Annotated in this window: 19 protein-coding genes and 1 tRNA gene; 18 read left to right on the top strand and 2 right to left on the bottom strand. The window is 71.6% G+C overall.

Annotated features, from left to right (window positions below; genetic code table 11):
* Positions 1-99: 99 nt before the first annotated feature.
* Both RT054_RS03815 and RT054_RS03810 read left to right on the top strand, forming a co-directional pair.
* The gene (locus RT054_RS03815; protein ID WP_313022214.1) at positions 100-621 is read left to right on the top strand and encodes a TIGR02611 family protein; all 522 of its coding nucleotides are present in this window, start codon (positions 100-102) and stop codon (positions 619-621) included.
* Positions 622-778: 157 nt separating this feature from the next.
* Positions 779-852 (top strand) — tRNA-Val (locus RT054_RS03810).
* Positions 853-1,020: 168 nt separating this feature from the next.
* Here the strand turns inward: RT054_RS03810 and RT054_RS03805 are convergent.
* A complete protein-coding gene (locus RT054_RS03805; protein ID WP_396837203.1) occupies positions 1,021-1,830 on the bottom strand; it encodes a putative RNA methyltransferase in 810 nt (269 codons plus the stop codon).
* A gap of 144 nt (positions 1,831-1,974) precedes the next feature.
* Between RT054_RS03805 and RT054_RS03800 the strand changes: the two genes are divergently transcribed.
* The 4 genes from RT054_RS03800 to RT054_RS03785 all read left to right on the top strand — a co-directional run bounded on the left by RT054_RS03800 (position 1,975) and on the right by RT054_RS03785 (position 5,902).
* Positions 1,975-2,328 (top strand): hypothetical protein, encoded by a 354-nt coding sequence (locus RT054_RS03800; RefSeq protein ID WP_313022212.1) that lies wholly within the window; start codon positions 1,975-1,977, stop codon positions 2,326-2,328.
* A gap of 213 nt (positions 2,329-2,541) precedes the next feature.
* The gene (gene thrS, locus RT054_RS03795) at positions 2,542-4,620 is read left to right on the top strand and encodes a threonine--tRNA ligase (RefSeq protein ID WP_313022211.1); all 2,079 of its coding nucleotides are present in this window, start codon (positions 2,542-2,544) and stop codon (positions 4,618-4,620) included.
* Between the two features lie 118 nt (positions 4,621-4,738).
* Entirely contained in the window at positions 4,739-5,221 is a 483-nt protein-coding gene (locus RT054_RS03790; RefSeq protein WP_313022210.1) for a GNAT family N-acetyltransferase, read from the top strand.
* A 111-nt stretch (positions 5,222-5,332) separates the two neighbouring features.
* Positions 5,333-5,902, top strand: coding sequence for an HIT domain-containing protein (locus RT054_RS03785; RefSeq protein ID WP_312719616.1), 570 nt, complete (start codon positions 5,333-5,335; stop codon positions 5,900-5,902).
* Between the two features lie 137 nt (positions 5,903-6,039).
* On the opposite strand, the gene RT054_RS03780 is transcribed toward RT054_RS03785, so the two are convergent.
* Entirely contained in the window at positions 6,040-8,148 is a 2,109-nt protein-coding gene (locus tag RT054_RS03780; protein ID WP_313022209.1) for an elongation factor G-like protein EF-G2, read from the bottom strand.
* A gap of 187 nt (positions 8,149-8,335) precedes the next feature.
* Between RT054_RS03780 and pgsA the strand changes: the two genes are divergently transcribed.
* The 12 genes from pgsA (at position 8,336) to RT054_RS03720 (ending at position 21,660) form a co-directional block, all read left to right on the top strand.
* On the top strand, positions 8,336-8,962 hold the full coding sequence (pgsA, locus tag RT054_RS03775) for a phosphatidylinositol phosphate synthase (protein ID WP_312719613.1): 627 nt from the start codon (positions 8,336-8,338) through the stop codon (positions 8,960-8,962).
* A 144-nt stretch (positions 8,963-9,106) separates the two neighbouring features.
* The gene (pdxS, locus tag RT054_RS03770) at positions 9,107-10,009 is read left to right on the top strand and encodes a pyridoxal 5'-phosphate synthase lyase subunit PdxS (protein ID WP_313022303.1); all 903 of its coding nucleotides are present in this window, start codon (positions 9,107-9,109) and stop codon (positions 10,007-10,009) included.
* A gap of 110 nt (positions 10,010-10,119) precedes the next feature.
* On the top strand, positions 10,120-10,452 hold the full coding sequence (locus RT054_RS03765) for a hypothetical protein (RefSeq protein ID WP_312719611.1): 333 nt from the start codon (positions 10,120-10,122) through the stop codon (positions 10,450-10,452).
* 115 nt (positions 10,453-10,567) lie between these two features.
* Positions 10,568-11,305 (top strand): pyridoxal 5'-phosphate synthase glutaminase subunit PdxT, encoded by a 738-nt coding sequence (gene pdxT, locus RT054_RS03760; protein WP_313022208.1) that lies wholly within the window; start codon positions 10,568-10,570, stop codon positions 11,303-11,305.
* Positions 11,306-11,394: 89 nt separating this feature from the next.
* Positions 11,395-12,165, top strand: coding sequence for a YebC/PmpR family DNA-binding transcriptional regulator (locus tag RT054_RS03755; protein ID WP_312719609.1), 771 nt, complete (start codon positions 11,395-11,397; stop codon positions 12,163-12,165).
* Positions 12,166-12,393: 228 nt separating this feature from the next.
* A complete protein-coding gene (ruvC, locus tag RT054_RS03750) occupies positions 12,394-13,080 on the top strand; it encodes a crossover junction endodeoxyribonuclease RuvC (protein ID WP_313022207.1) in 687 nt (228 codons plus the stop codon).
* Positions 13,077-13,688, top strand: a complete 612-nt coding sequence (gene ruvA, locus RT054_RS03745; protein WP_313022206.1) for a Holliday junction branch migration protein RuvA — start codon at positions 13,077-13,079, stop codon at positions 13,686-13,688. Before ruvC ends, ruvA begins: the two co-directional genes overlap by 4 nt.
* On the top strand, positions 13,685-14,854 hold the full coding sequence (gene ruvB / locus RT054_RS03740; RefSeq protein ID WP_313022205.1) for a Holliday junction branch migration DNA helicase RuvB: 1,170 nt from the start codon (positions 13,685-13,687) through the stop codon (positions 14,852-14,854). The genes ruvA and ruvB overlap by 4 nt, the downstream gene beginning before the upstream one ends.
* A gap of 455 nt (positions 14,855-15,309) precedes the next feature.
* The gene (gene secD / locus RT054_RS03735; protein WP_313022204.1) at positions 15,310-17,307 is read left to right on the top strand and encodes a protein translocase subunit SecD; all 1,998 of its coding nucleotides are present in this window, start codon (positions 15,310-15,312) and stop codon (positions 17,305-17,307) included.
* The gene (secF, locus tag RT054_RS03730; RefSeq protein ID WP_313022203.1) at positions 17,304-18,644 is read left to right on the top strand and encodes a protein translocase subunit SecF; all 1,341 of its coding nucleotides are present in this window, start codon (positions 17,304-17,306) and stop codon (positions 18,642-18,644) included. Before secD ends, secF begins: the two co-directional genes overlap by 4 nt.
* 116 nt (positions 18,645-18,760) lie before the next feature.
* Positions 18,761-19,288 (top strand): adenine phosphoribosyltransferase, encoded by a 528-nt coding sequence (locus RT054_RS03725; protein ID WP_312719601.1) that lies wholly within the window; start codon positions 18,761-18,763, stop codon positions 19,286-19,288.
* 17 nt (positions 19,289-19,305) lie between these two features.
* Positions 19,306-21,660, top strand: coding sequence for a RelA/SpoT family protein (locus RT054_RS03720; RefSeq protein WP_396837193.1), 2,355 nt, complete (start codon positions 19,306-19,308; stop codon positions 21,658-21,660).
* Positions 21,661-21,742: the final 82 nt, after the last annotated feature.

Raw genomic sequence — 21,742 nt, 5'->3', positions numbered from 1 at the left:
CCGGACCCCCGCGCTCGCCCGCGCGGTGCCGCCATCGGGAACTCACCGGCGGGGCGTCTCGTTGACAATGGGGGAGTGCAACCGGACCCAGGGGGTGACATGACCACGACCGACACGACACCGGACCCGTCGTCGGCCCCCGAGGACTCACAGCCACGGGACGAGGTGCGGGAGCAGGCGGTCGACCCCTCCCGGGGTCAGGCCCCCGACCACCACATCCGGCGCCCGCGGGACTGGGCCTGGCGGCGCCGGATCCGCGCCAACCGTCAGACGCACCGGATCTACCGCGCCGTCATCGCGACGATCGGCGGCATGGTCGTCGTCGGTGGACTGGTCACCGTCCCCCTGCCCGGGCCCGGGTGGCTCATCGTCTTCATCGGCGTGAGCATCTGGGCGTCGGAGTTCCACTGGGCGCGACGCCTGCACGAGCACGGCATGCGCACACTCCGCCGGTGGAACGACTGGGTGATGCACCAGAACATGGCCGTGCGCGGGGGGATCGTGGTGCTGACGTGTCTGTTCGTCAACGCGGTGCTGTGGACCACCCTCAAGTTCTCCGGGGTTCCCGGCTGGGTTCCCGAGCCGGCGGCCGGGTTCATGCGCACCCACCTCGCCCTCTGAGGGGTCGTGCTCCCTCGCGTCACGGTGGGCGGCGGGGTGGCCGAGCGCGACCGGCCGGGCGGGGGACCCGTGGGCGTGCCGACTTGGTACGCATGCCCCCTGCCGGGTAACGTGGGCGCTCGGTTCGCCGACGCCTTCCGCGCCGTGCGAGTCCCACGGACGTATAGCTCAGTTGGTTAGAGCGTTCGCTTCACACGCGAGAGGTCGCAGGTTCGAGTCCTGCTACGTCCACCGACGACGCGAAGCACGAGGGCGATCCCGCGAGGGGTCGCCCTCGTCCGTCTGCGGGTGAGGTCGCCCGCCCGTCGCGGGCGATCGCGAGCCGAGGTGAGCGGCGGGTGCACGCGTCGGGGAAGCGAGCACCGGAGCGTCACGGGACCCCGCGGGCGACGTCCCCCGTCAGCCCCGGGGACGCACGAACGCGGCGACGTCCACGGCGAACGTCACCGCCACCTCGTCGCGGCGGACGGCGAACTCCTCGAGCGCGGCGGGGGAGACGTGGTGCGCGGCGGGCCCCATGCCGGCCAGCGACGCGGCCACGGCGCCGCTCACCCTCAGCGTCTCGCGGACCGCGTGGGTGGGGCCGTGAGTGAAGTCGGCGAACGTCTCGGCGAGGCGCTCGGCCTTACGGGGGTCCACCCTCGGCATCGCGAGGGCCGTGACCAGCTCGGTCAGGTGCGCGGGAGCCGGTGTCACGACGACGACCGCGCCGCCCGGCGCGAGGACCCGGGCGAACTCCGCCACGTTCCGGGGCGCGAACACGTCGAGGACGACCCCGGCGGCGCCGTCCCGGACGGGGAGCCCCTCCCAGACGTCGGCCACGACCGCCGCGAGTCGGGGGTGGGCCTTCGCCGCTCGTCGCGCGGCGTAGACGGACAGGTCGAGGGCCAGGCCGACCCGGCGGGGGAGCGCGTCGAGGACGGCAGCCGTGTGGTGGCCCGTCCCCGCGCCGACGTCGACCACACACCCGGGCGGCGCCTCGACCCGCTCCACGACGTCGACGAGACCCGCCGTCAGCGCGTCGTACAGGCCGGAGGTGAGGACGTCCCGACGCGCGGCGACCATCGCGGCGTCGTCGGCCGCCGCGCCCGCCGGGCGGCTGAGGAGGTTGACGTACCCCTGACGAGCGGCGTCGAAGCTGTGACCTCCCGCACATCGTAGGCTTCGCTCGACCGGCGTCATCGCGGCGGCGCACCGCGGACAGCGCAGGACGTCGGCGGCGGCGACGAGGGCGGTGGGCAGGTTCGGCACGGCGGCCAGCCTACGGGCCGGCCGGTCCGTGCCCGTCGGCTCGCGCGGGCGAAGGGCGGCACGGGTCTGTTCGCTCCCGAATCCGTTTGGCAGAGTGACGCCATGGAACTCCTCCGCCCCGTCATCGGCGGCACCGTGCTCAGCCTCGCCGTCTACCCGGAGAAGGACGCGCCCGGCCGGTCGCTCTCACACGCGCGCATCGAGGCCGAGGGACTCGAGGGCGACCGCCGCAAGAAACGCCCCGTCCACGTCGTCGGGCGCGAGAACAACCCCGACGTGGCGCGAGCCAACATCGTGCTCGACGTCGCCGACGAGGATCTGCAGGAACTCGTCGGCGAGCAGGTGCACATCGGCACGGCGGTCCTGCGGGTCACCGAACTGCCGAAGCACTGCCCCGGGGTGTACGCCGAGGTCGTCCGCGCCGGCACCGTCGAGGTCGGTGACCGCCTGGCCTGAACCGACGCCCGTGGGCCGGGACGCCACCGGGCGCCCGTCCGACCCGGCGTCGACCCCACCCGGCACGGACGACACGAGGCGGCACGACACGCGCCGAAAACCCCGGTGAGGGCGGCCGATCGGGGCGACTACCCTGGACGGGCGGGCCGAGTGGCCCGCGCCGCCGTGCCGCGACCGTGGGCGTCGGCCCCGTCATCGACCGAGGAGTCACCCGTGTCAGCCCAGATCACCGTGTCCGTCGCCGGGAGCGAGCGATCGGTGCCGGTGGGCACGACGGCCGCCGACCTGTTCGAGGATGAGAAGCGCGTCGTCGTCGCCCGCGTCGGCGGCGAGCTCAAGGACCTCACGCACGAGCTGACCGACGGCGACGAGGTCGAGGGCGTCGACATCGCCTCACCCGACGGTCTCGACGTGTTGCGACACTCGTGCACCCACGTGATGGCCCAGGCCGTCCAGCAGCTGTGGCCCGAGGCCAAGCTCGGCATCGGTCCCTACATCCGCGACGGGTTCTACTACGACTTCGACGTCGCCGAGCCCTTCACCCCGGAGGACCTCAAAAAGCTCGAGAAGACGATGCAGAGGATCGTCAACGAGGGCCAGCGCTTCCAGCGGCGGGTCGTCTCCGCCGAGGAGGCCCTCGCCGAACTCGCCTCCGAGCCGTACAAGTGCGAGCTCATCGGCCTCGCCCACGGCCCCGGCAGCGGTGGCTCCGAGGAGTCCGGCGCCCTGGAGCAGCGCGCCGAGGGCGCGTCCGTCGAGGTCGGCGGCGGCGAGATCACGATCTACGACAACGTGCGCCGCGACGGGTCCGTGGCCTGGGGCGACCTGTGCCGCGGACCGCACGTGCCGACGACCAAGCTCATCGCCAACGGGTTCAAGGTCATGCGCAGCGCCGCCGCGTACTGGCGCGGCAATCAGGCCAACGCCCAGCTCCAGCGCGTGTACGGCACCGCCTGGGCGAGCAAGGACGACCTCAAGGCCTACCTCGACCGCCTCGCCGAGGCCGAGAAGCGCGACCACCGCAAGCTCGGCACCGAGCTGGACCTCTACAGCTTCCCCGACGAGCTCGGCTCCGGCCTGCCCGTCTTCCATCCCAAGGGCGGGGTCATCAAGAAGGAGATGGAGGACTACGTCCGCCAGCGGCACGTCGACGAGGGGTTCCTCTACGTCGGCACCCCGCACATCTCCAAGGACGGCCTCTTCCACACCTCCGGGCACCTGCCGTACTACGCCGACACGATGTTCCCGCCGCTGCACGTCGACGAGGAGCGCAACGAGGAGGGTGAGATCACCCGTGCGGGCTCGGACTACCGCCTCAAGGCGATGAACTGCCCGATGCACAACCTCATCTTCCGGTCGCGGGGACGCTCCTACCGCGAGCTGCCGATGCGGCTCTTCGAGTTCGGCACCGTGTACCGCTACGAGAAGTCGGGCGTCATCCACGGGCTCACCCGCCTCCGGGGATTCACCCAGGACGACAGCCACAGTTACTGCATGCCCGAGCAGGCCGGCGAGGAGATCACGCACCTCCTTCACTTCGTCCTCTCGCTCCTGCGGGACTTCGGACTCGACGACTTCTACCTCGAGCTGTCGACCCGCGACCCCGACAGCAGCAAGTTCATCGGCTCGGACGAGGACTGGAAGATCGCGACCGACATCCTCGAGGAGGCATGCACCTCCACGGGCTTGGAGCTCGTGCCCGACCCCGGCGGCGCCGCCTACTACGGGCCCAAGGTGAGCGTTCAGGCCCGCGACGCGATCGGCCGCACCTGGCAGATGAGCACGATCCAGTACGACTTCAACCAGCCCGAGCGTTTCGGTCTCGAGTACCAGGCTCCCGACGGCTCCCGTCAGCGGCCGGTGATGATCCACTCCGCGAAGTTCGGCTCGATCGAGCGGTTCATGGGGGTGCTCGTCGAGCACTACGCCGGCGCGTTCCCCGTGTGGCTGTCGCCGGTGCAGGTCACGGCGATCCCCGTCGCCGAGGAGTACAACGAGTACCTCTTCGACGTGGCCGACCGGCTCAAGGCCGCCGGGGTGCGGGTCGAGGTCGACATCTCCGACGACCGGTTCCCCAAGAAGATCCGCAACGCGAGCAAGTCCAAGGTGCCCTACGTCCTCATCGCCGGAGAGGAGGACCGGGCCGCGGGCGCGGTGTCGTTCCGCTACCGCGACGGCAGCCAGCGCAACGGTGTGCCGATCGAGGAGGCCGTCGCCGAGATCGTCACGGCCATCGAGACCAAGGCGCAGGTGACGAGCGCCCCGGCGCAGGACGTCGTCGACCACGCCTGAACGGCGTCAGACACGACACCCAGGCGTTCTCCTCGACACTCCGCGCTCCACCCGTTCCGGCCGAGCTTCACGCGTCGCACAAGCACAGCTGTCGCTTCCGCGATGTCACACTGCCCCCATGGCAGGTTTGAAGGGGTTGTCCTCGCAGCTCACCCGCGTCGCGCGGGCCGAGTCCGACGATGCCTTCCGCCTGGCCGCGTTGGAGATCGCCCACAACCGCGAGCTCGGGCGACCTCCCGAGGAGAGATTCCTCGATCGCTACACCGACGCCTGGCTCGCCGAGCGCGATCGGTATCCGAGCTGGATCGCCTCGACCGTTGACGGAAACCCCTTGGGGGCCTGCACGATCGCGCTCATGCGGGCGCTGCCGAGACCCGGCCGGGTGCCGCGTTCATGGGGGCACATGACGAACCTCTACGTGCGTCCCGAGGCGCGTGGCCTCGGGCTGGGCTCGCAGGTGCTCGACGAGGCGCTCGCGTGGGCCGACGCCGCCGAACTGCTCTGGGTGCAGCTCCTGCCCAGCGAGGTGGCCGGCGGCATGCTCCGGCGCCGCGGGTTCGCCCCCTGCGGCGATCAGTTGTGGCGTCGCGACCACCCCTGACGACGACACGACCGGGCCTGCCACACCCGATGCGAGCGTGCCCAGGCGTCGGACGTGTCGGCTCCGGCGCGGGCGGGCCGAGCCGAGCCCGCGAGCGCCTAGGATCGGGGGATGCAGATCCCGGAGGCGCCCGAGGAGGCCAGCAAGTTCGCCCGTGTGCGGGACGGGTTCCAGCGTCTGTGGACCCCTCACCGGATGGCCTATATCCGTGGGGAGGGCAAGCCGACGGCGAGGCCGAGTCGAGGCAGGAACGACATTCCGACCTGCCCGTTCTGCAGCGCGCCGGGGGGGAGCGACGCCGAAGGGCTCATCGTCCACCGCGGTGAGACGTGCTACGTCGTCCTCAACCTCTTCCCGTACAACCCGGGTCACCTGCTGATCTGCCCCTATCGCCACGTCCCCCGCTACCTTGACCTCACGGACGAGGAGACGCTCGAGTTCACGGCCCTCACCAAGGACGCGATCCGTGCCCTCGAGGCCGCGTCCAACCCGATGGGGTTCAACCTCGGCATGAACCAGGGCGCCGTCGCGGGCGCGGGCGTGGAGGCGCACCTGCACCAGCACGTCGTGCCGCGTTGGGGAGGCGACATGAACTTCCTCCCGATCATCGGTCAGACCAAGGCCCTGCCCGTGCTCCTCGAGGACACCCGCACCGAGCTCCGCGAGGCCTGGCCGCGCTGACGCTCGCCGCGGCGCGCGCACGACCGCCGGTGTGCGCCGCAGCACCGCTGCGACATGCGGGAGCGGGGCCCGGACACCTGGTCCGGCCCCGCTCCCGCTCTCGGTCCTGTCGCGCCCAGGCGCGCACGACGTCGCGCTCAGCCCGCCTTGGCGTACTGCTCGACGAGGTGGGCGGGCATGAGCTCGTAGCCGGCCATCTCCCGCTCGAAGCTGCCGGCGCCCTGGGTGAGGGAGCGCAGTTCGACGGCGTACCGGGTGAGTTCGGCCTGCGGCACCTCGGCCTTGACGACCGAGAAGCCCTCACGGTCGGACTGCTCACTGCCCTGGAGACGCCCACGGCGACCGCTGACGTCGGTCATGACGGCCCCGAGGTGCTCGTCGGGCACGGTGACGGTGAGCAGCTCGATGGGTTCGAGGAGCGCGGTCGCGCCCTGCTGGGTCGCGGCCTCCTTGAGCGCGAGCGCCCCGGCGAGCTGGAACGCCGCGTCGGAGGAGTCGACGGAGTGGGCCTTGCCGTCGACGAGCGTCACACGCACGTCGACCATGGGGTATCCCGCGACGACGCCCTTCTCGAGCTGGGCGCGCACGCCCTTCTCGACGCTGGGGATGAACTGCCGGGGCACCGCGCCGCCGACGACCTTGTCGACGAACTCGAACCCGGCGCCGCGTTCGAGCGGTTCGATCTCGATGTCGCAGATCGCGTACTGACCGTGACCACCGGACTGCTTGACGTGGCGGCCCTTGGCCGCGGCCTTGCCGATGAACGTCTCGCGCAGGGCGATGCGGAGCGGCTCGGTGGTGACGGCGACGTTGAGCTCGTTCTCGAGCCGGCCGAGGACGAGGTCCAGGTGGGTCTGACCCATGGTCCACAGGACGACCTGACCGGTCTCGGCGTTGTGCTCGACCCGCAGCGACGGGTCCGACCCGGCGAGGCGCTGGAGGGCGCCGGGGAGCTTGTCCTCGTCGGCGCGCGTCGCCGCCCGGATCGCGGCGGGCAGCAGGGCCTCGGGCATCGCCCACGGGGCGACGACGACGGGGGAGTCCTTGGAGCTGAGCGTGTCCGAGGTGCTCGCGCCGGGCAGCTTCTGCACGACGCAGATGTCGCCGGCGACCGCCTCCGTCTTGGGCCGCAGCTCGGTGCCGAGCGGCGAGGCGAGGGGACCGACCCGCACGTCCTCGTCGTGGTCGGGGTGGCCGGCGACGTCGTGGCCGGCGAAGCTGCCGAGGTGTCCCGAGACGTGCACGAGCGCGTCCTGGGTGAGGGTGCCGGAGAACACCCGGACGAGGGCCACGTGGCCGACGTAGGAGTCGTTCGTCGTGCGCACGACCTCGGCGACGAGGGGCGCGGAGGGATCGACGGTGATCTCGGGGGCCTCGGCACCGGCGATCGTGAACGCCTTGGGGCGGTTCGCGCGGGTGGGCGGCGGGAACGCGGCGCCGATGAGGTGGAGCAGCACCTCGATGCCGGCGCCGGTGTTGACGCTCACGGGCACGACCGGGTGGAAGGACCCGCGGGCGACGGCGGTGAGCAGCGCCTCCTCGACGACCTCGAAGCCGATCTCCTCCCCGCCGAGGTAGCGGTCGAGGAGGGTGTCGTCCTCGGCCTCCTGGATGATCCCCTCGAGGAGGGGCCCGTGGTAGGTGTCGAAGAACCCGATGTGCTCCTCGCCGGTGGGTGAGACGGTGCGGTTCCCGCCCGTGTAGTCGTGCACCTCACCGAGGACGAGGTCGACGATGCGCTCGAGCTCGTTGTCCGAGCCCATGACGGGGACGCCGAGGGGCATGACGCCCTCACCGAACGCGGCCTGACAGTCGGCCACCGCGGAGTCGAAGTCGGCATGGGGGGTGTCGAGCTTGGTGAGGACGACGGCGAGGGGTGCGCCGACCTGCTTGCACTCGTACCACAGGGTGCGGGTCGCGGCGTCGACACCGTCGGCGGCGGAGATGACGAAGACCGCGGCGTCGGCCGCGCGGAGCCCGGCGCGCAGTTCACCGACGAAGTCGGCGTAGCCGGGGGTGTCGAGGAGGTTCACCACCAGGTCCCCGCTCTGGAGGGAGGCGACCTCCAGGGAGGTCGATCTGCTGCCGTCTCGCGTGGGGGGCCGATGGCCCGGCGTGGTCGTCGCGACGAGTTGGTCGAACAGCCGGGTCTTCCCCGATCCGCTCGGGCCGACGAGCACGACGTTGCGCAGGGCCTCGGGGGAGGAGACGACGGGGGTTCCGGTGGTGTGGTCTTGTCTGCCCATAGCTCACTGTGCGCCCGCGGCCGGGGCCGGGGCGAGGACCTAGGTCACGAGCGATCCGCACCCGCAGACCCGAGATGGCAGATGGGGTGGCAGGTGGGGTATCGCGTGAGCAGTACCGCTGCTGTCATCCCATCTGTCGTCTCGGCGACAGAGTCCGGTCAGGGGCAGCGGTTAGGCTGGCGCCACCATGTTGAGCCGTTTCGCGCAGGCGTTCGTGCGCCGCCTCCTCACTCCTCTCGCCGCCGGACTCCTCAAGATCGGCGTCGGGCCCGATGCCGTCACCCTGGTGGGCACGATCGGTGTCGTCGCCGGCGCCCTGTTCTTCTATCCGCGCGGCGAGTTCTTCGTCGGCACGATGGTCATCACGCTGTTCGTGTTCTCCGACACCCTCGACGGCACGATGGCGCGGCTCTCCGGTCGCACGAGCCCGTGGGGGGCGTTCCTCGACTCGACGCTCGACCGCCTCGGCGACGGCGCGGTCTTCGGTGGGCTCCTGCTCTACTTCGCCGGGCGACACGACGAACTCCTCACCGCCTGGTTCGCCCTCGCCTGCCTCGTGTTCGGGTTCATGGTGAGCTACGCCCGCGCCCGCGCCGAGGGTCTCGGGTTCGAGGCCAAGGGCGGCATCGCCGAGCGCGCCGACCGTCTCGTCGTCGTCCTCGTCGCCACCGGTCTCACGGGCCTGTTCGGCTGGCCCGACGTCGTGCTCACCGTCGTCCTCGGCATCCTCGCCGTCGCGAGCGCTGTCACCGTCGTCCAGCGCATGTGGGCCGTCCACACCCAGGCGCTGCCGCCCGCCGGCGATCGCGTCTGAGCGCCGCGCTGGCGCCCGTAGACTGTCCGCGCCCCGAGCACCACGGGTTCACCACCGACGAAGCGAGAAACGCACGTGAGCACTGCCGACCGGCGCGACGACGCCGCCCAGCCCTCCGACGGCACCCCCGCCCCGTCCACCGACGTGCGGACGGAACCGACCACCTCCACCACGGGCACCGCCCGGGTCAAGCGAGGCATGGCCGAGATGCTCAAGGGCGGCGTCATCATGGACGTCGTCACCCCCGATCAGGCCAAGATCGCCGAGGACGCCGGCGCGGTCGCCGTCATGGCCCTCGAGCGCGTCCCCGCCGACATCCGCGCCCAGGGTGGCGTGTCGCGCATGAGCGACCCCGACATGATCGACGGGATCATCGAGGCCGTCTCGATCCCCGTCATGGCCAAGGCCCGCATCGGTCACTTCGTCGAGGCCCAGGTGCTGCAGAGCCTCGGGGTCGACTACATCGACGAGTCCGAGGTGCTCACCCCCGCCGACTACGCCAACCACATCGACAAGTGGCAGTTCACCGTGCCGTTCGTGTGTGGCGCGACCAACCTCGGCGAGGCGCTGCGCCGCATCACCGAGGGTGCGGCGATGATCCGCTCCAAGGGAGAGGCCGGCACCGGTGACGTCTCCAACGCGACGACGCACATGCGCAAGATCCGCGGCGAGATCAACGCCCTGCGCGCGATGGAGCCCGACGAACTGTACGTTGCGGCCAAGGAGCTGCAGGCCCCCTACGACCTCGTCAAGGAGGTCGCGGAGGCGGGCAAGCTGCCCGTCGTCCTCTTCACCGCGGGCGGCATCGCCACTCCTGCCGACGCGGCGATGATGCGTCAGCTCGGCGCCGAGGGCGTGTTCGTCGGCTCCGGCATCTTCAAGTCCGGCAACCCCGCCGAGCGCGCCGCCGCGATCGTCAAGGCGACGACGTTCTTCGACGATCCCGACACCATCGCCCAGGTCTCCCGCGGTCTCGGCGAGGCGATGGTCGGCATCAACGTCGACGACATCCCCGTGCCGCACCGCCTCGCCGAACGCGGTTGGTGACGCCCCGGCCCTGAGAAGCACCCGTCTCCCGCGGGACCGCGCCACCCACCCCGGGCGGATCGGTCCCGCGGGACACTGGTGTTCGGGGCCCGCGCTGCCGATGGATCGGTATGACCGATTCCGCTCCGCGCGCCCTGGACCGCTACCAGTACCAGGAGATGATCGTCGGCATCGCCCATCGCCGCAGCGGCCCGACGTACTTCCGTCGGGTGACGACGCGGGAGGGACACACCCTGCAGATCGGTGAGGTCAACTCCCCGATGAGTGCCCTCAACGAGATGGGCGACGAGGGCTGGCAGGTCGTGCGCGAGCACCCCGTCGTGCATGACCAGCACCCCTGGGTCGTCGCCGAGCTGCAGGAGGCGGACTCCGAGGTCGTCAGCGTCTCGGGCTCCCGCGAGTACCTTCTCGTGCGCCGCGTCGAGCGAGAGGCCCGCGCCTAGACCACCCGACCCGGGGCCAGGTCACCGGGGCGCCGACGGCGCGCGTGCCGGGGCCCCCTACCATCGGCGCCGTGATGACGTCTGCTTCCCCCGACGCCCGACAGGAGTCGACACCGTGACGGGCGACCGCGCCTCCGCCGGCCCTCTCGAGTCGTCGACCGACACGACGACCGACAGGACGACCGACACGACGAGCGGGGGACGCCCGCGCGTCACCGTCGGCGTCCTCGCCGTCCAGGGGGACGTCCGCGAGCACCTCGACGCCCTCCGTGAGTGCGGCGCGCACGCGGTCCCGGTACGCCGCGCCTCCGAGCTCGCCGAGGTCGACGGGCTCGTCCTTCCCGGCGGGGAGTCGACGACGATCGACCGTCTCCTGCGCGCGTTCGACCTCGCCGATCCGCTGCGGCGGCGGATCGCCGAGGGGATGCCCGTGTACGGCTCGTGCGCCGGGATGATCCTGCTCGCCGACCGGCTCGTCGAGTCGCATGCGGGGCAGCAGACCCTCGGCGGCATGGACGTACTCGTCCGGCGCAACGCGTTCGGGCGGCAGGTCGACTCGTTCGAGGCCGACCTCGACGTCGCCGCCGATCTGGGCGGCGCGGACGGATCACGTCCCGAGGAGGACGAGGAACGTCGACCCCTCACCGCGGTGTTCATCCGCGCCCCGTGGGTCGAGGAGCTCGGCGAGGACGTCGAGGTGCTCGCCTCGGTCGAGGTCGACGGCGTGAACCGCCCGGTCGCGGTCCGCCAGGGGAGACTGCTCGCGACGTCGTTCCACCCCGAGGTCACCGGCGACCTGCGCGTCCACGCGATGTTCGTCCGCATGGTCCGGGAGTCCCGCGACGCCTCGTGACGCGCGCGCTCCGGGCACGGTTTCACCCGTGCGCGCCGCGACCCGTAGGATTCGCGAAGGCTTTTTCCAGGCGAGGCAGGAGATGCACGATGAGCGGTCACTCCAAGTGGGCGACGACCAAGCACAAGAAGGCGGCGATCGACGCCAAGCGCGGCAAGCTGTTCGCCAAGCTCATCAAGAACATCGAGGTCGCGGCCCGCACCGGCGGCGGTGACCCCGCAGGCAACCCGACGCTCTACGACGCCATCCAGAAGGCGAAGAAGTCCTCGGTCCCCAACGACAACATCGACCGCGCCGTCAAGCGCGGCTCGGGCGCCGAGGCCGGCGGGGCCGACTGGCAGACGATCATGTACGAGGGCTACGCCCCCGGCGGTGTCGCGGTGCTCATCGAGTGCCTCACCGACAACCGCAACCGCGCCGCCACCGAGGTCCGCGTCGCGCTCACCCGCAACGGCGGCTCCCTCGCCGACCCGGGCAGCGTCGCCTACAACTTCGCGCGCAAGGGCGTCGTCATCGTGCCCAAGGAGCAGAAGGACGGGGAGGCCACCGAGGACTCCCTGCTCGAGGTCGTGCTCGATGCCGGCGCGGACGAGGTCGAGGACTTCGGCGACAGCTTCCGGATCATCTCCGAGGCCGGGGACTTCGTCGCCGTGCGCACCGCACTCCAGGAGGCGGGCATCGACTACGACTCGGCCGAGGCCGAGTTCGTCCCCAACCTCCAGGTCGAGCTCGACCTCGAGGGCGCTCGCAAGATGATGCGGGTCGTCGACGCGCTCGAGGACAGCGACGACGTGCAGAACGTCTACGTCAACGGGGACGTCTCCGACGAGGTGGCCGCGCAGCTCGACGACGAGGAGTGAGCCGGCCCCGGGCCCGGTTGTCCGAGGCGAGGTCGCGCGACCGAGCGTCGACGGGTGGACGATCGACGGGCGGTTCCCCAGGGGAACCGCCCGTCGGCGCGTGTCGGCGTGGCGCGGCGGTGATCCGGACCGGGCGCCTCACCCCGTACAGTGTCGATCGAACAGTTGTCCACGCACGCTGACGATCGCGCGTGGGCCGACGGACGAACGGGAGCCGAGGAGGTCGTCGTGCGGGTGTTGGGCGTCGACCCCGGGCTCACGCGCTGCGGCCTCGGGGTCGTGGACGGGGGGGTCGGGGCACCCCTGCGGATGGTCGCGGTCGGGGTCGTGCGCACCCCCTCGTCCGACTCGGTGCCGGAGCGCCTCCTCGCCCTCCAGATCGAGCTGGAGGACTGGATCGAGCGGTACGCCCCCGACGCCATCGCCGTCGAGCGGGTCTTCGCGCGTGGCGACGTGAGCACGATCATGGGCACGGCGCAGGCGAGCGCGATCCCCATGCTCGCGGCCGCGAGTCGGGGCCTGCCCCTCGCACTGCACACCCCGAGCGAGGTCAAGGCGGCCGTCACCGGCAACGGACGCGCCGACAAGGCCCAGGTCACCGCGATGATCACCCGCATCCTCCGGCTCGCGAACCCGCCACGGCCGGCCGACGCCGCCGACGCGCTCGCCCTCGCCGTCTGCCACGTGTGGCGCGGCGGTGCCCAGTCCCGCATCGCCGAGGCCGCAGCGGCCGCAGGTGCCGGCCGCCCGCCCAGCCGCCTGCAGGAGGCGCAACGACGGGCCCGCCGGGGCGTCGGCACCCCCGCCCCCGCCCCGACCGCCACGGCGAGACCCGCCGGCACCACGGCCGGCGCCGGCACCACGGCCGGCGTCCCCGGCGCCGTCACGTCCCGCACGCCAGGAGGCCGCCGATGATCAGCACCCTCACCGGCACCGTGCACCACGTCGGTCTCGACCGTGTCGTCGTCGAGGTCGGTGGCGTGGGCCTCACCGTGCACACGACGCCGTCGACGGCGGCCGCCGCCTACCTCGGGCGCGAGTCACGCCTGTCGACCTCCCTCGTGGTCCGGGAGGACTCCCTCACCCTGTTCGGGTTCGGCACGCCCGAGGAACGCGACCTGTTCGAACTCGTCCAGACGGTGTCCGGCGTCGGCCCCCGGCTCGCGCTCGCCATGCTCGCCGTCCTCGACCCGGCGTCGCTGCGGCTCGCCGTGGCCTCCGGCGACGTGCGCACCCTGACCAAGGTGCCGGGGATCGGCAAGAAGGGCGCCGAGCGGTTGGTCCTCGAACTGCGCGATAAGATCGCCGAACCCGAGGCGGTCGGTACCGGCGGGGACGTCGCGAGGCCGACCGCGGCGCCCGAGGCCACCCGGCGAGACCCGGTCCGCGAGGCCCTCGTCGGGTTGGGCTGGAACGCCAGACAGGCCGAGAGCGCGATCGACGCGGTCCTCGCCCGTGAAGGCGATGACGTCATCAGCGTGCCGGCACTGCTCAAGGCCTCGCTGCGGGAGCTCGGCCGATGACCCGCGGCGAAGGAGGCACGGCGGATCACGACGACGGGTTCGGACGGGACGACGAGGTCCGACAGGACGACGGCTCCTACGAGGTGGGCGCGCGCATCGTCGACCCGGCGGCGATCGAGGGCGACGAGCAGCGCGTCGAGGCGGCCTTGCGTCCGCGCAGGCTCGAGGACTTCCCCGGGCAGCCACGGGTGCGCGAGCAGCTCGCCCTCGTGCTGGAGGCCGCCCGCCGTCGTGGCGCGCCGCCGGACCACATCCTGCTCTCCGGGCCTCCCGGGCTCGGCAAGACGACCCTCGCGATGATCACCGCCGCCGAGCTCGAGGCGCCCCTGCGGGTGACGAGCGGCCCGGCGATCCAACACGCGGGCGACCTCGCCTCCATCCTGTCCTCGCTCACCGAGGGCGAGGTGCTCTTCCTCGACGAGATCCACCGGATGAGCCGCGCCGCCGAGGAGATGCTGTACCTCGCGATGGAGGACTTCAGGGTCGACATCATCGTGGGCAAGGGCCCCGGAGCGACGGCGATCCCGCTCGAACTCGCCCCGTTCACCGTCGTCGGCGCGACGACCCGAGCCGGGTTGTTGCCGGCACCGCTGCGGGACCGGTTCGGGTTCACCGGACACCTCGACTTCTACGAGACCGACGATCTCGAGACGATCCTGCGCCGCTCCGCCACGCTGCTCGGCATCGAGGCGGACGCCCCCGGGATCCACGAGATCGCGCGTCGCTCGCGCGGCACACCCCGCATCGCCAACCGCCTCCTGCGCCGCGTGCGGGACTGGGCGCAGGTGCACGGTCGCCACGTCGTCGACCTCGCCGCCGCCCACGCGGCCCTCGCGCTCTTCGACGTCGACGCCTCCGGGCTCGACCGGCTCGACCGCGGGGTCCTCGAGGCCCTGTGCCGCCGGTTCTCCGGCGGGCCGGTGGGACTGTCCACCCTCGCGGTCGCCGTGGGGGAGGAGCCCGACACCGTGGAGACCGTCGCCGAGCCGTACCTCGTGCGCGAGGGATACATGGTCCGCACCCCTCGTGGCCGTATGGCGACGGCGCAGACCTGGGCCCACCTCGGGCTGCGCCCACCCGCCGGCGTCCCGGCCGCCTGGACGACCCCCGAAGCCTCCTTCGACGGCGGCGACGCCCCCACCCTCCCGCTCGAGGACCCCCGCTGAGCCCGTCACCCCGGGGGGATGACGCACATCGTGTCCACGGTCGGGTCGCGGTCGCGGTCGGCGGAGGTCGGTCCCGCGGGTCGGGGTCTCCTGGTGAGCTCGGTGTCCTGACACGGGCGTCCGACCAGGTCGTTCTCAGGTCCGTCGTCGGCGCGGCACGTTGGCGTGCGGCCCTGAGCGTCACCTAGACTCGTTCGGGTGCTCCCCCTGAGGGGGTGCCTCCCGGGGCGCGGGGGACGGCGTCCCGCGACCGCGCCGGTGACCCGGCCGCTCCGCCGACAACCGGTGCGGGCGTGCCGCCACCGGATCGCCCGACACGACGACGAGGACTCGATGGACCACCCCACCGGCACGGCCCCGCTCCGGCGGCCCGGCCTCGACGCCGGCTCGGCGCCCGCGCATCTCCTCACCTCCCCGGGACACCCCTCCCTCGACCTCGACGAGCAGGACTGAGCATGGCCAACGCGAACCACCGATCCTCCTGGCGCACCCTGGGTGCGTTGGGCGCGATCCTTCTCGCCCTCGTCATCGGGGTGTTCTCCTCCGTGCAGTGGGGCGGCGGGCAGTGGACGCCCAAGCTCGGCCTCGACCTGGAGGGAGGCACGCAGATGATCCTCGCCCCCCAGGTGGGTGAGGGTGTCGAGGTCAACGAGCAGCAGCTCTCCCAGGCGGTCGACATCATGCGCGCCCGCGTCGACTCCCAGGGCGTCGCCGAGGCCGAGGTCGCGACCCTCGGCTCCAACGTCGTCGTCAGCGTCCCCGGTGAGATGACGAAGGAGCAGGAGGAGTCGCTGCGGCAGTCCTCCCAGATGCGATTCCGCCCCGTCCTCGCGATGCTGCCCGCGCAGCCCGAGCCGACCCCTGCGCCGACCGGCACGAGCGCTCCCACGGGCGCGCCGACGCCGGGGGCGAGTCCCTCGGGTACGCAGAGCGTCGCGCCTGGCGGGAAGGCTCGTCCCACGGCGACGCCCACGCCCACGCCTACGGCGACGCGCACGGCGAACGCCGTCGCGCCCGAGGCGTTGAAGGCCGACGCCGCGACGGCGGACGCGCGCGCCGGTTCGCGGCCCGCGGCGTCCCCCTCCCCGTCCCCGACTCCGAAGCCCGATCTCCTGCGCCAGCCGGTGCTCGAGGAGGTCGCCCCCGGCCTCACCCGCATCACCCCGGCCGACCGGGCGGACCCGGAGAAGCTCATCGCCTACGCGACCAACGAGGCGTGGCTGCAGGCCCCTTCCTCGATGGAGAAGATCCAGGCCCTCGACTGTGCGAGCACGGACCGGCCGGACCCGACCAAGGAGGACCAGGACCTGCCGATCGCCGCGTGCGACCTCGACGGCGGGGCCAAGTACCTCCTCGGTCCGGCGGTCATCAGCGGTGACCAGCTCGCCGACGCCTCCTCGGGCAACATGACCAACCAGCAGGGTCAGCCGATGCCCGGCTACCAGGTCAACCTCGAGATGAAGCCCGAGTCCCGTGACCTCTACCGGGTCGTCAGCCAGTACATGCTCGGCCTGCAGCAGCCGCGCAACCAGCTCGCGACGGTGCTCGACGGCCGGGTCGTCTCCGCGCCGTACTTCTCGAGCGTCATCCCGGACGGCCGGGCGGCGATCAGCGGCAACTTCACCGCCGACTCCGCGCAGATGCTCGCCAACCAGCTCAAGTTCGGTGCCCTGCCGATGTCGTTCGCGGTGCAGAGCAGCGAGCAGATCAGCCCGACCGTCGGTGGGGACCAGCTCCGCCTCGGCCTCATCGCCGGCATGATCGGGCTCGGCCTCGTCGTCGTGTACTTCGCGCTCCAGTACCGCGTGCTCGGCCTCGTCACCACGGCGTCGCTCGCGATGGTCGCGATCTTCACCTACCTCATGCTCGTGCTGCTCGGGTGGCACTACAACCTGCGCCTCACGATGGCCGGGGTCACCGGTGCGATCGTCGCGATCGGCACGACGGCGGACTCCTTCATCGTCTACTTCGAACGCGTCCGCGACGAGGTGCGTGAGGGACGCACGGTGCCCTCGGCCGTCGAGACCGGCTGGGCCCGCGCCCGCCGCACGATCGTCGTCTCCGGCGCGGTCAACTTCCTCGCCGCCCTCGTGCTCTACCTGCTCGCGGCGAGCAACGTGCGCGGGTTCGCCTTCATGCTCATGCTCACGACGGTCATCGACCTGCTCGTCACGTTCTGCTTCACCCACCCGGTCCTGCACCTGCTCACCAAGACGCGGTTCTTCGGTGACGGCCACCGGTGGTCGGGCCTGTCGCCCGAGAGCCTCGGGGTCGACCGGAGCCGCTATCTCGGCCGCGGTCGGATCGGGCGTCCGGGGGGTGGTCGGCCCGCCGAAGGGGGCGCGGGCGCCGTCCGGGCCAGACGTGCCCACGACGAGTCGTCGTCGAGCAGTCCCGAGTCCCGGGGTCCCGGCGTCTCGGCCGCCGCCACGTCGAAGGGGGAGCAGGCATGAGCCGGTTCAGCCACTGGGGTAACGACCTCTACACGGGCCACCGATCCATCCACCTCATCGCGCGCCGCAAGATCTTCTACACGCTGTCGGCCGTCCTCCTCGTCCTCACGGTCCTCGGACTGGGCCTCAGAGGCGGCATCAACCTCGGGATCGAGTTCACCGGGGGCTCCGACTTCCGCGTCCCGGGCGTCACCGACATGGAGGGGTACGAGCGCCGGGCGGGCGCGGTGGTCTCCGAGGTCGGTCACGTCGACCAGTCCAAGGTCACGAGGGTCGGCACCGACACGATCCGCGTCGAGACCCAGCGCTTCGACGACCGCCGGGCGATCGACGTCCGGGACGCCCTCGGCAAGGAGTTCGGGGTCCCGGTCGACTCCGTGACGAGTTCGGTCATCGGCCCGTCGTGGGGTGAGTCCGTGACCCAGGACGCGATCCGGGCCCTCGTCATCTTCCTCATCCTCGTGTCGCTCGTCCTCGCGGTGTACTTCCGCACGTGGAAGATGGCGCTCGCCGCGCTCATCGCCCTCGCCCACGACATCCTGTTCACCGTCGGCATCTACGCTCTCGCCGGCTTCGAGGTGACCCCGGCCTCGGCGATCGGGTTCCTCACGATCCTCGGGTACTCGATGTACGACACGGTCGTCGTCTTCGACAAGGTCCGCGAGAACACGACGACGGCGTTCCGACTCCGCACGATGACGTACGCCGAGGCCGTCGACCTCGCGGTCAACCAGACCATCGTCCGCTCGATCAACACCTCGATGGTCGCCCTGCTGCCGGTCGGCATCATCCTCGCGATGTCGTGGGTGACGATCGGGCCGGGCACGCTGCGCGACCTGTCCCTCGCCCTGTTCATCGGCATCGCCGTGGGGACCTACAGCTCGATCTTCCTCGCCCCGCCGATCCTCGTGGACCTGCGTCACCGCGAGAAGGGCATCCGGCTGCTCGAGGAGCGGGTTCTGCAGGCCCGCGCCCGCAGCGGCGAGACCTACGAGGAGGCCGTCGCCGAGACCGAATCGGCGATCGCCGGTCGTCCCGTCGAGGGCTCGGCGGTAGCGGCGAGGGCCCTCACGCCGGCGGCGCCCCACGAGGGCGGCACCGGGACCGAGCCCGCGACCACGCACGCCACGCCGACCACCTCCCGGTCGAGCGCGGCGGAGTCCGACGCGGGGCCCCGCCTGCTCGACGCCGACGACCGGGGACTCGAGCCCGAGGACCGCACCACGGGCGGGATCACGGCGACCGGCCGCCCCATCCACCCGTACGCGCAGCGTGCCGCCCGCGAGGAGGGACGTCGCGACGCCCGTCGTCGGCGTTCCTCCCAGGGGGAGAAGTGACCGCGGGCCGGCCCCGACGAATCCGACCCGCCTGATCCGCGATCCCGCCCGGCCGTCCGGCCTCCCCGAGGTCCGGGCGGGCGGACCCCTCCGGCGTGGGCGGTAGGGTGCCCTCTGTGACCGACTCGCTCGCCTCGCTCGTCGCCTCCCGCCTCCGTGACATCCCGGACTTCCCCGAGCCGGGGGTGCTGTTCAAGGACTTCACGCCCCTGCTCGGCGATGCCCGTGCCTTCGGCGCCGTCGTCGACGACGCCGTGGCCCGCTACGCCGGGCGCGTCGACGTCGTCGTCGGCATCGAGGCGCGTGGTTTCATGATCGGCGCGGCCACCGCCTACGCCCTCGGCGTCGGGTTCGTGCCCGTGCGCAAGCAGGGCAAGCTGCCCGGCGAGACGAGGGCGGCCGAGTACTCCCTCGAGTACGGCACCGCGACGATCGAGATCCACGACGATGCGTTCCCCGCCGGCTCCCGGGTGCTCGTCATGGACGACGTCATCGCCACCGGTGGCACGGTCGCCGCCGCCTGCGACCTCGTCGAGGAACTCGGTGGCGAGGTCGTGGGCATCGAGGTCGTCATCGAGGTCGCCGCCCTCGGAGGGCGCGCCGCGCTCGGATCACGACCACTGACGTCGGTCCTCGTGGTCTGACCCCCTACACTTCCGACATGAGTACGACGGGACAGTCGAACGCGCCCACCGGTCGACAGCCCCTCACGCCCGTACCCCCCAACGGGGGATCCTCGGGCTCGGCGTCGACGGGGGTCGGCGCGAGCATGCGCGCCCGCCTGGCGCGACTGGGCTCCCGTCACCTCACCCACCCCGAGCTCGAACCGCTGCTGCGCGCGGTGCGCGCGACCCACCCCAAGGCCGACGTCTCGATCATCGAGCGCGCCTACGAGGTCGCGGAGAAGTGGCACGAGGGCCAGACGCGGCGCAACGGCGACCCCTACATCACCCACCCGCTCGCGGTGACGACGATCCTCGCCGAGATCGGGATGCCGCCGACGACGCTCGCGGCGGCGATGCTCCACGACACCGTCGAGGACACCGGGTACGGATTGACCGAGCTGCGCGCCGACTTCGGTGACGAGATCGCCATGCTCGTCGACGGGGTCACGAAGCTCGACAAGGTCAAGTACGGCGAGGCGGCGCAGGCCGAGACCGTGCGCAAGATGGTCATCGCGATGTCCCGTGACATCCGGGTCCTCGTCATCAAGCTCGCCGACCGGCTGCACAACGCCCGCACGTGGCGGTACGTCCCCGCGGCCTCGGCGGCCCGCAAGGCCCGCGAGACGCTCGAGATCTACGCACCGCTCGCCCACCGGCTCGGCATGAACACGATCAAGTGGGAGCTCGAGGATCTCTCGTTCGCGACGCTCTACCCCAAGGTCTACGACGAGATCGTGCGCATGGTCGCCGAGCGCGCGCCGGCCCGTGAGGAGTACCTCGGCCAGGTCAAGCGGCAGGTCGAGGAGGACCTCAAGGCGGCGCGCATCACCGCCACCGTGACGGGGCGGCCCAAGCACTACTACTCGGTGTATCAGAAGATGATCGTCCGGGGCCGCGACTTCGAGGAGATCTACGACCTCGTGGCCGTGCGGGTGCTCGTGGACACCGTCCGAGACTGTTACGCGGCGTTGGGCTCGATGCACGCGCGGTGGAAGCCCATGCCCGGGCGGTTCAAGGACTACATCGCGATGCCCAAGTTCAACATGTACCAGTCGTTGCACACGACGGTCGTGGGACCGGGCGGCAAGCCCGTGGAGATCCAGATCCGCACGCACGCGATGCACCGACGCGCCGAGTACGGCGTCGCCGCCCACTGGAAGTACAAGGAGGTCGAGGGGGCCGTGGCCCCCGGTGGCGAGATCGCCGACGGCGACCCCAACGACATGGCGTGGCTGCGCCAGCTCGTCGACTGGCAGCGCGAGACCGCGGACCCGGGGGAGTTCCTCGACTCCCTCCGCTTCGAGATCAATGCCCAGGAGGTCTTCGCGTTCACCCCCAAGGGCGCCGTCATCGCGCTGCCGCTGGGGTCGACGCCCGTCGACTTCGCCTACGCCGTGCACACCGAGGTCGGCCACCACTGCATCGGCGGGCGCGTCAACGGGCGGCTCGTGCCGCTCGAGTCCCAGCTCGAGAACGGCGACATCGTCGAGATCCTCACGAGCAAGGTCGACGGTGCCGGCCCCTCTCGCGACTGGTTGACGTTCGTCAAGAGCCCCCGTGCGCGGAACAAGATCCGGCAGTGGTTCACGAAGGAACGCCGCGAGGAGGCCATCGAGAACGGCCGCGAGGAGATCGCGCGCACGATCCGCAAGCACAACCTCCAGCTCCAGCGGCTCATGAGCGCCGAGGTGCTCAAGGGCATCGCCGAGGACCTGCGCTACAGCGACATCGAGGCGCTGTTCGCCGCGGTGGGGGAGAAGAACGTCTCCGCCCAGTCGATCGTCGAGAGGATCATCGCCGCCTCCGGTGGCGAGGCGGGTGCCGAGGAGGACCTCGCCGAGGTGACGATGCCGGGACGCCGCGGCCGGCGACCCAAGGCCGACACCGGCGTCGTCGTCCAGGGCATGAGCGGGGTCGAGACCAAGCTCGCCAAGTGCTGCACCCCCGTCCCGGGCGACGAGATCATGGGCTTCACCACCCGTGGCCAGTACGTCTCGGTGCACCGTACGAACTGCACCAACGCCGACGGGCTCCGCGCGCACCCCGAGCGGCTCGTCCAGGTCTCCTGGGACCCCTCGGTCTCGAGCATGTTCCTCGTCCAGTTGCAGGTCGAGGCCCTCGACCGCAGCCGGCTGCTCTCGGACATCACCCGGGTGCTCTCCGACCACCACGTCAACATCCTGTCCGCGGCCGTCACCACCTCGCGCGACCGGTTGGCGATCTCCAAGTTCACCTTCGAGATGGGCGACCCCGGCCACCTCGACCACGTGATCAAGGCCGTCCGACGCATCGACGGCGTCTTCGACGTCTACCGGGTCTCCGGCGTCAAGCACCCCAGCCAGGCGCAGTAGTCCGGCCGCTCACGCGGCCGACACGACGGAGGCGGCACCCGGATCGTGATGTCCGGGTGCCGCCTCCGTCGTTCCTCGGGTG

This window comes from Mobilicoccus sp., from assembly GCF_032060985.1.
GTDB lineage: Bacteria > Actinomycetota > Actinomycetes > Actinomycetales > Dermatophilaceae > Mobilicoccus.
The sequence above is the reverse complement of the archived record's forward strand: the minus strand, read 5'-3'. Positions and strand labels throughout refer to the sequence as shown.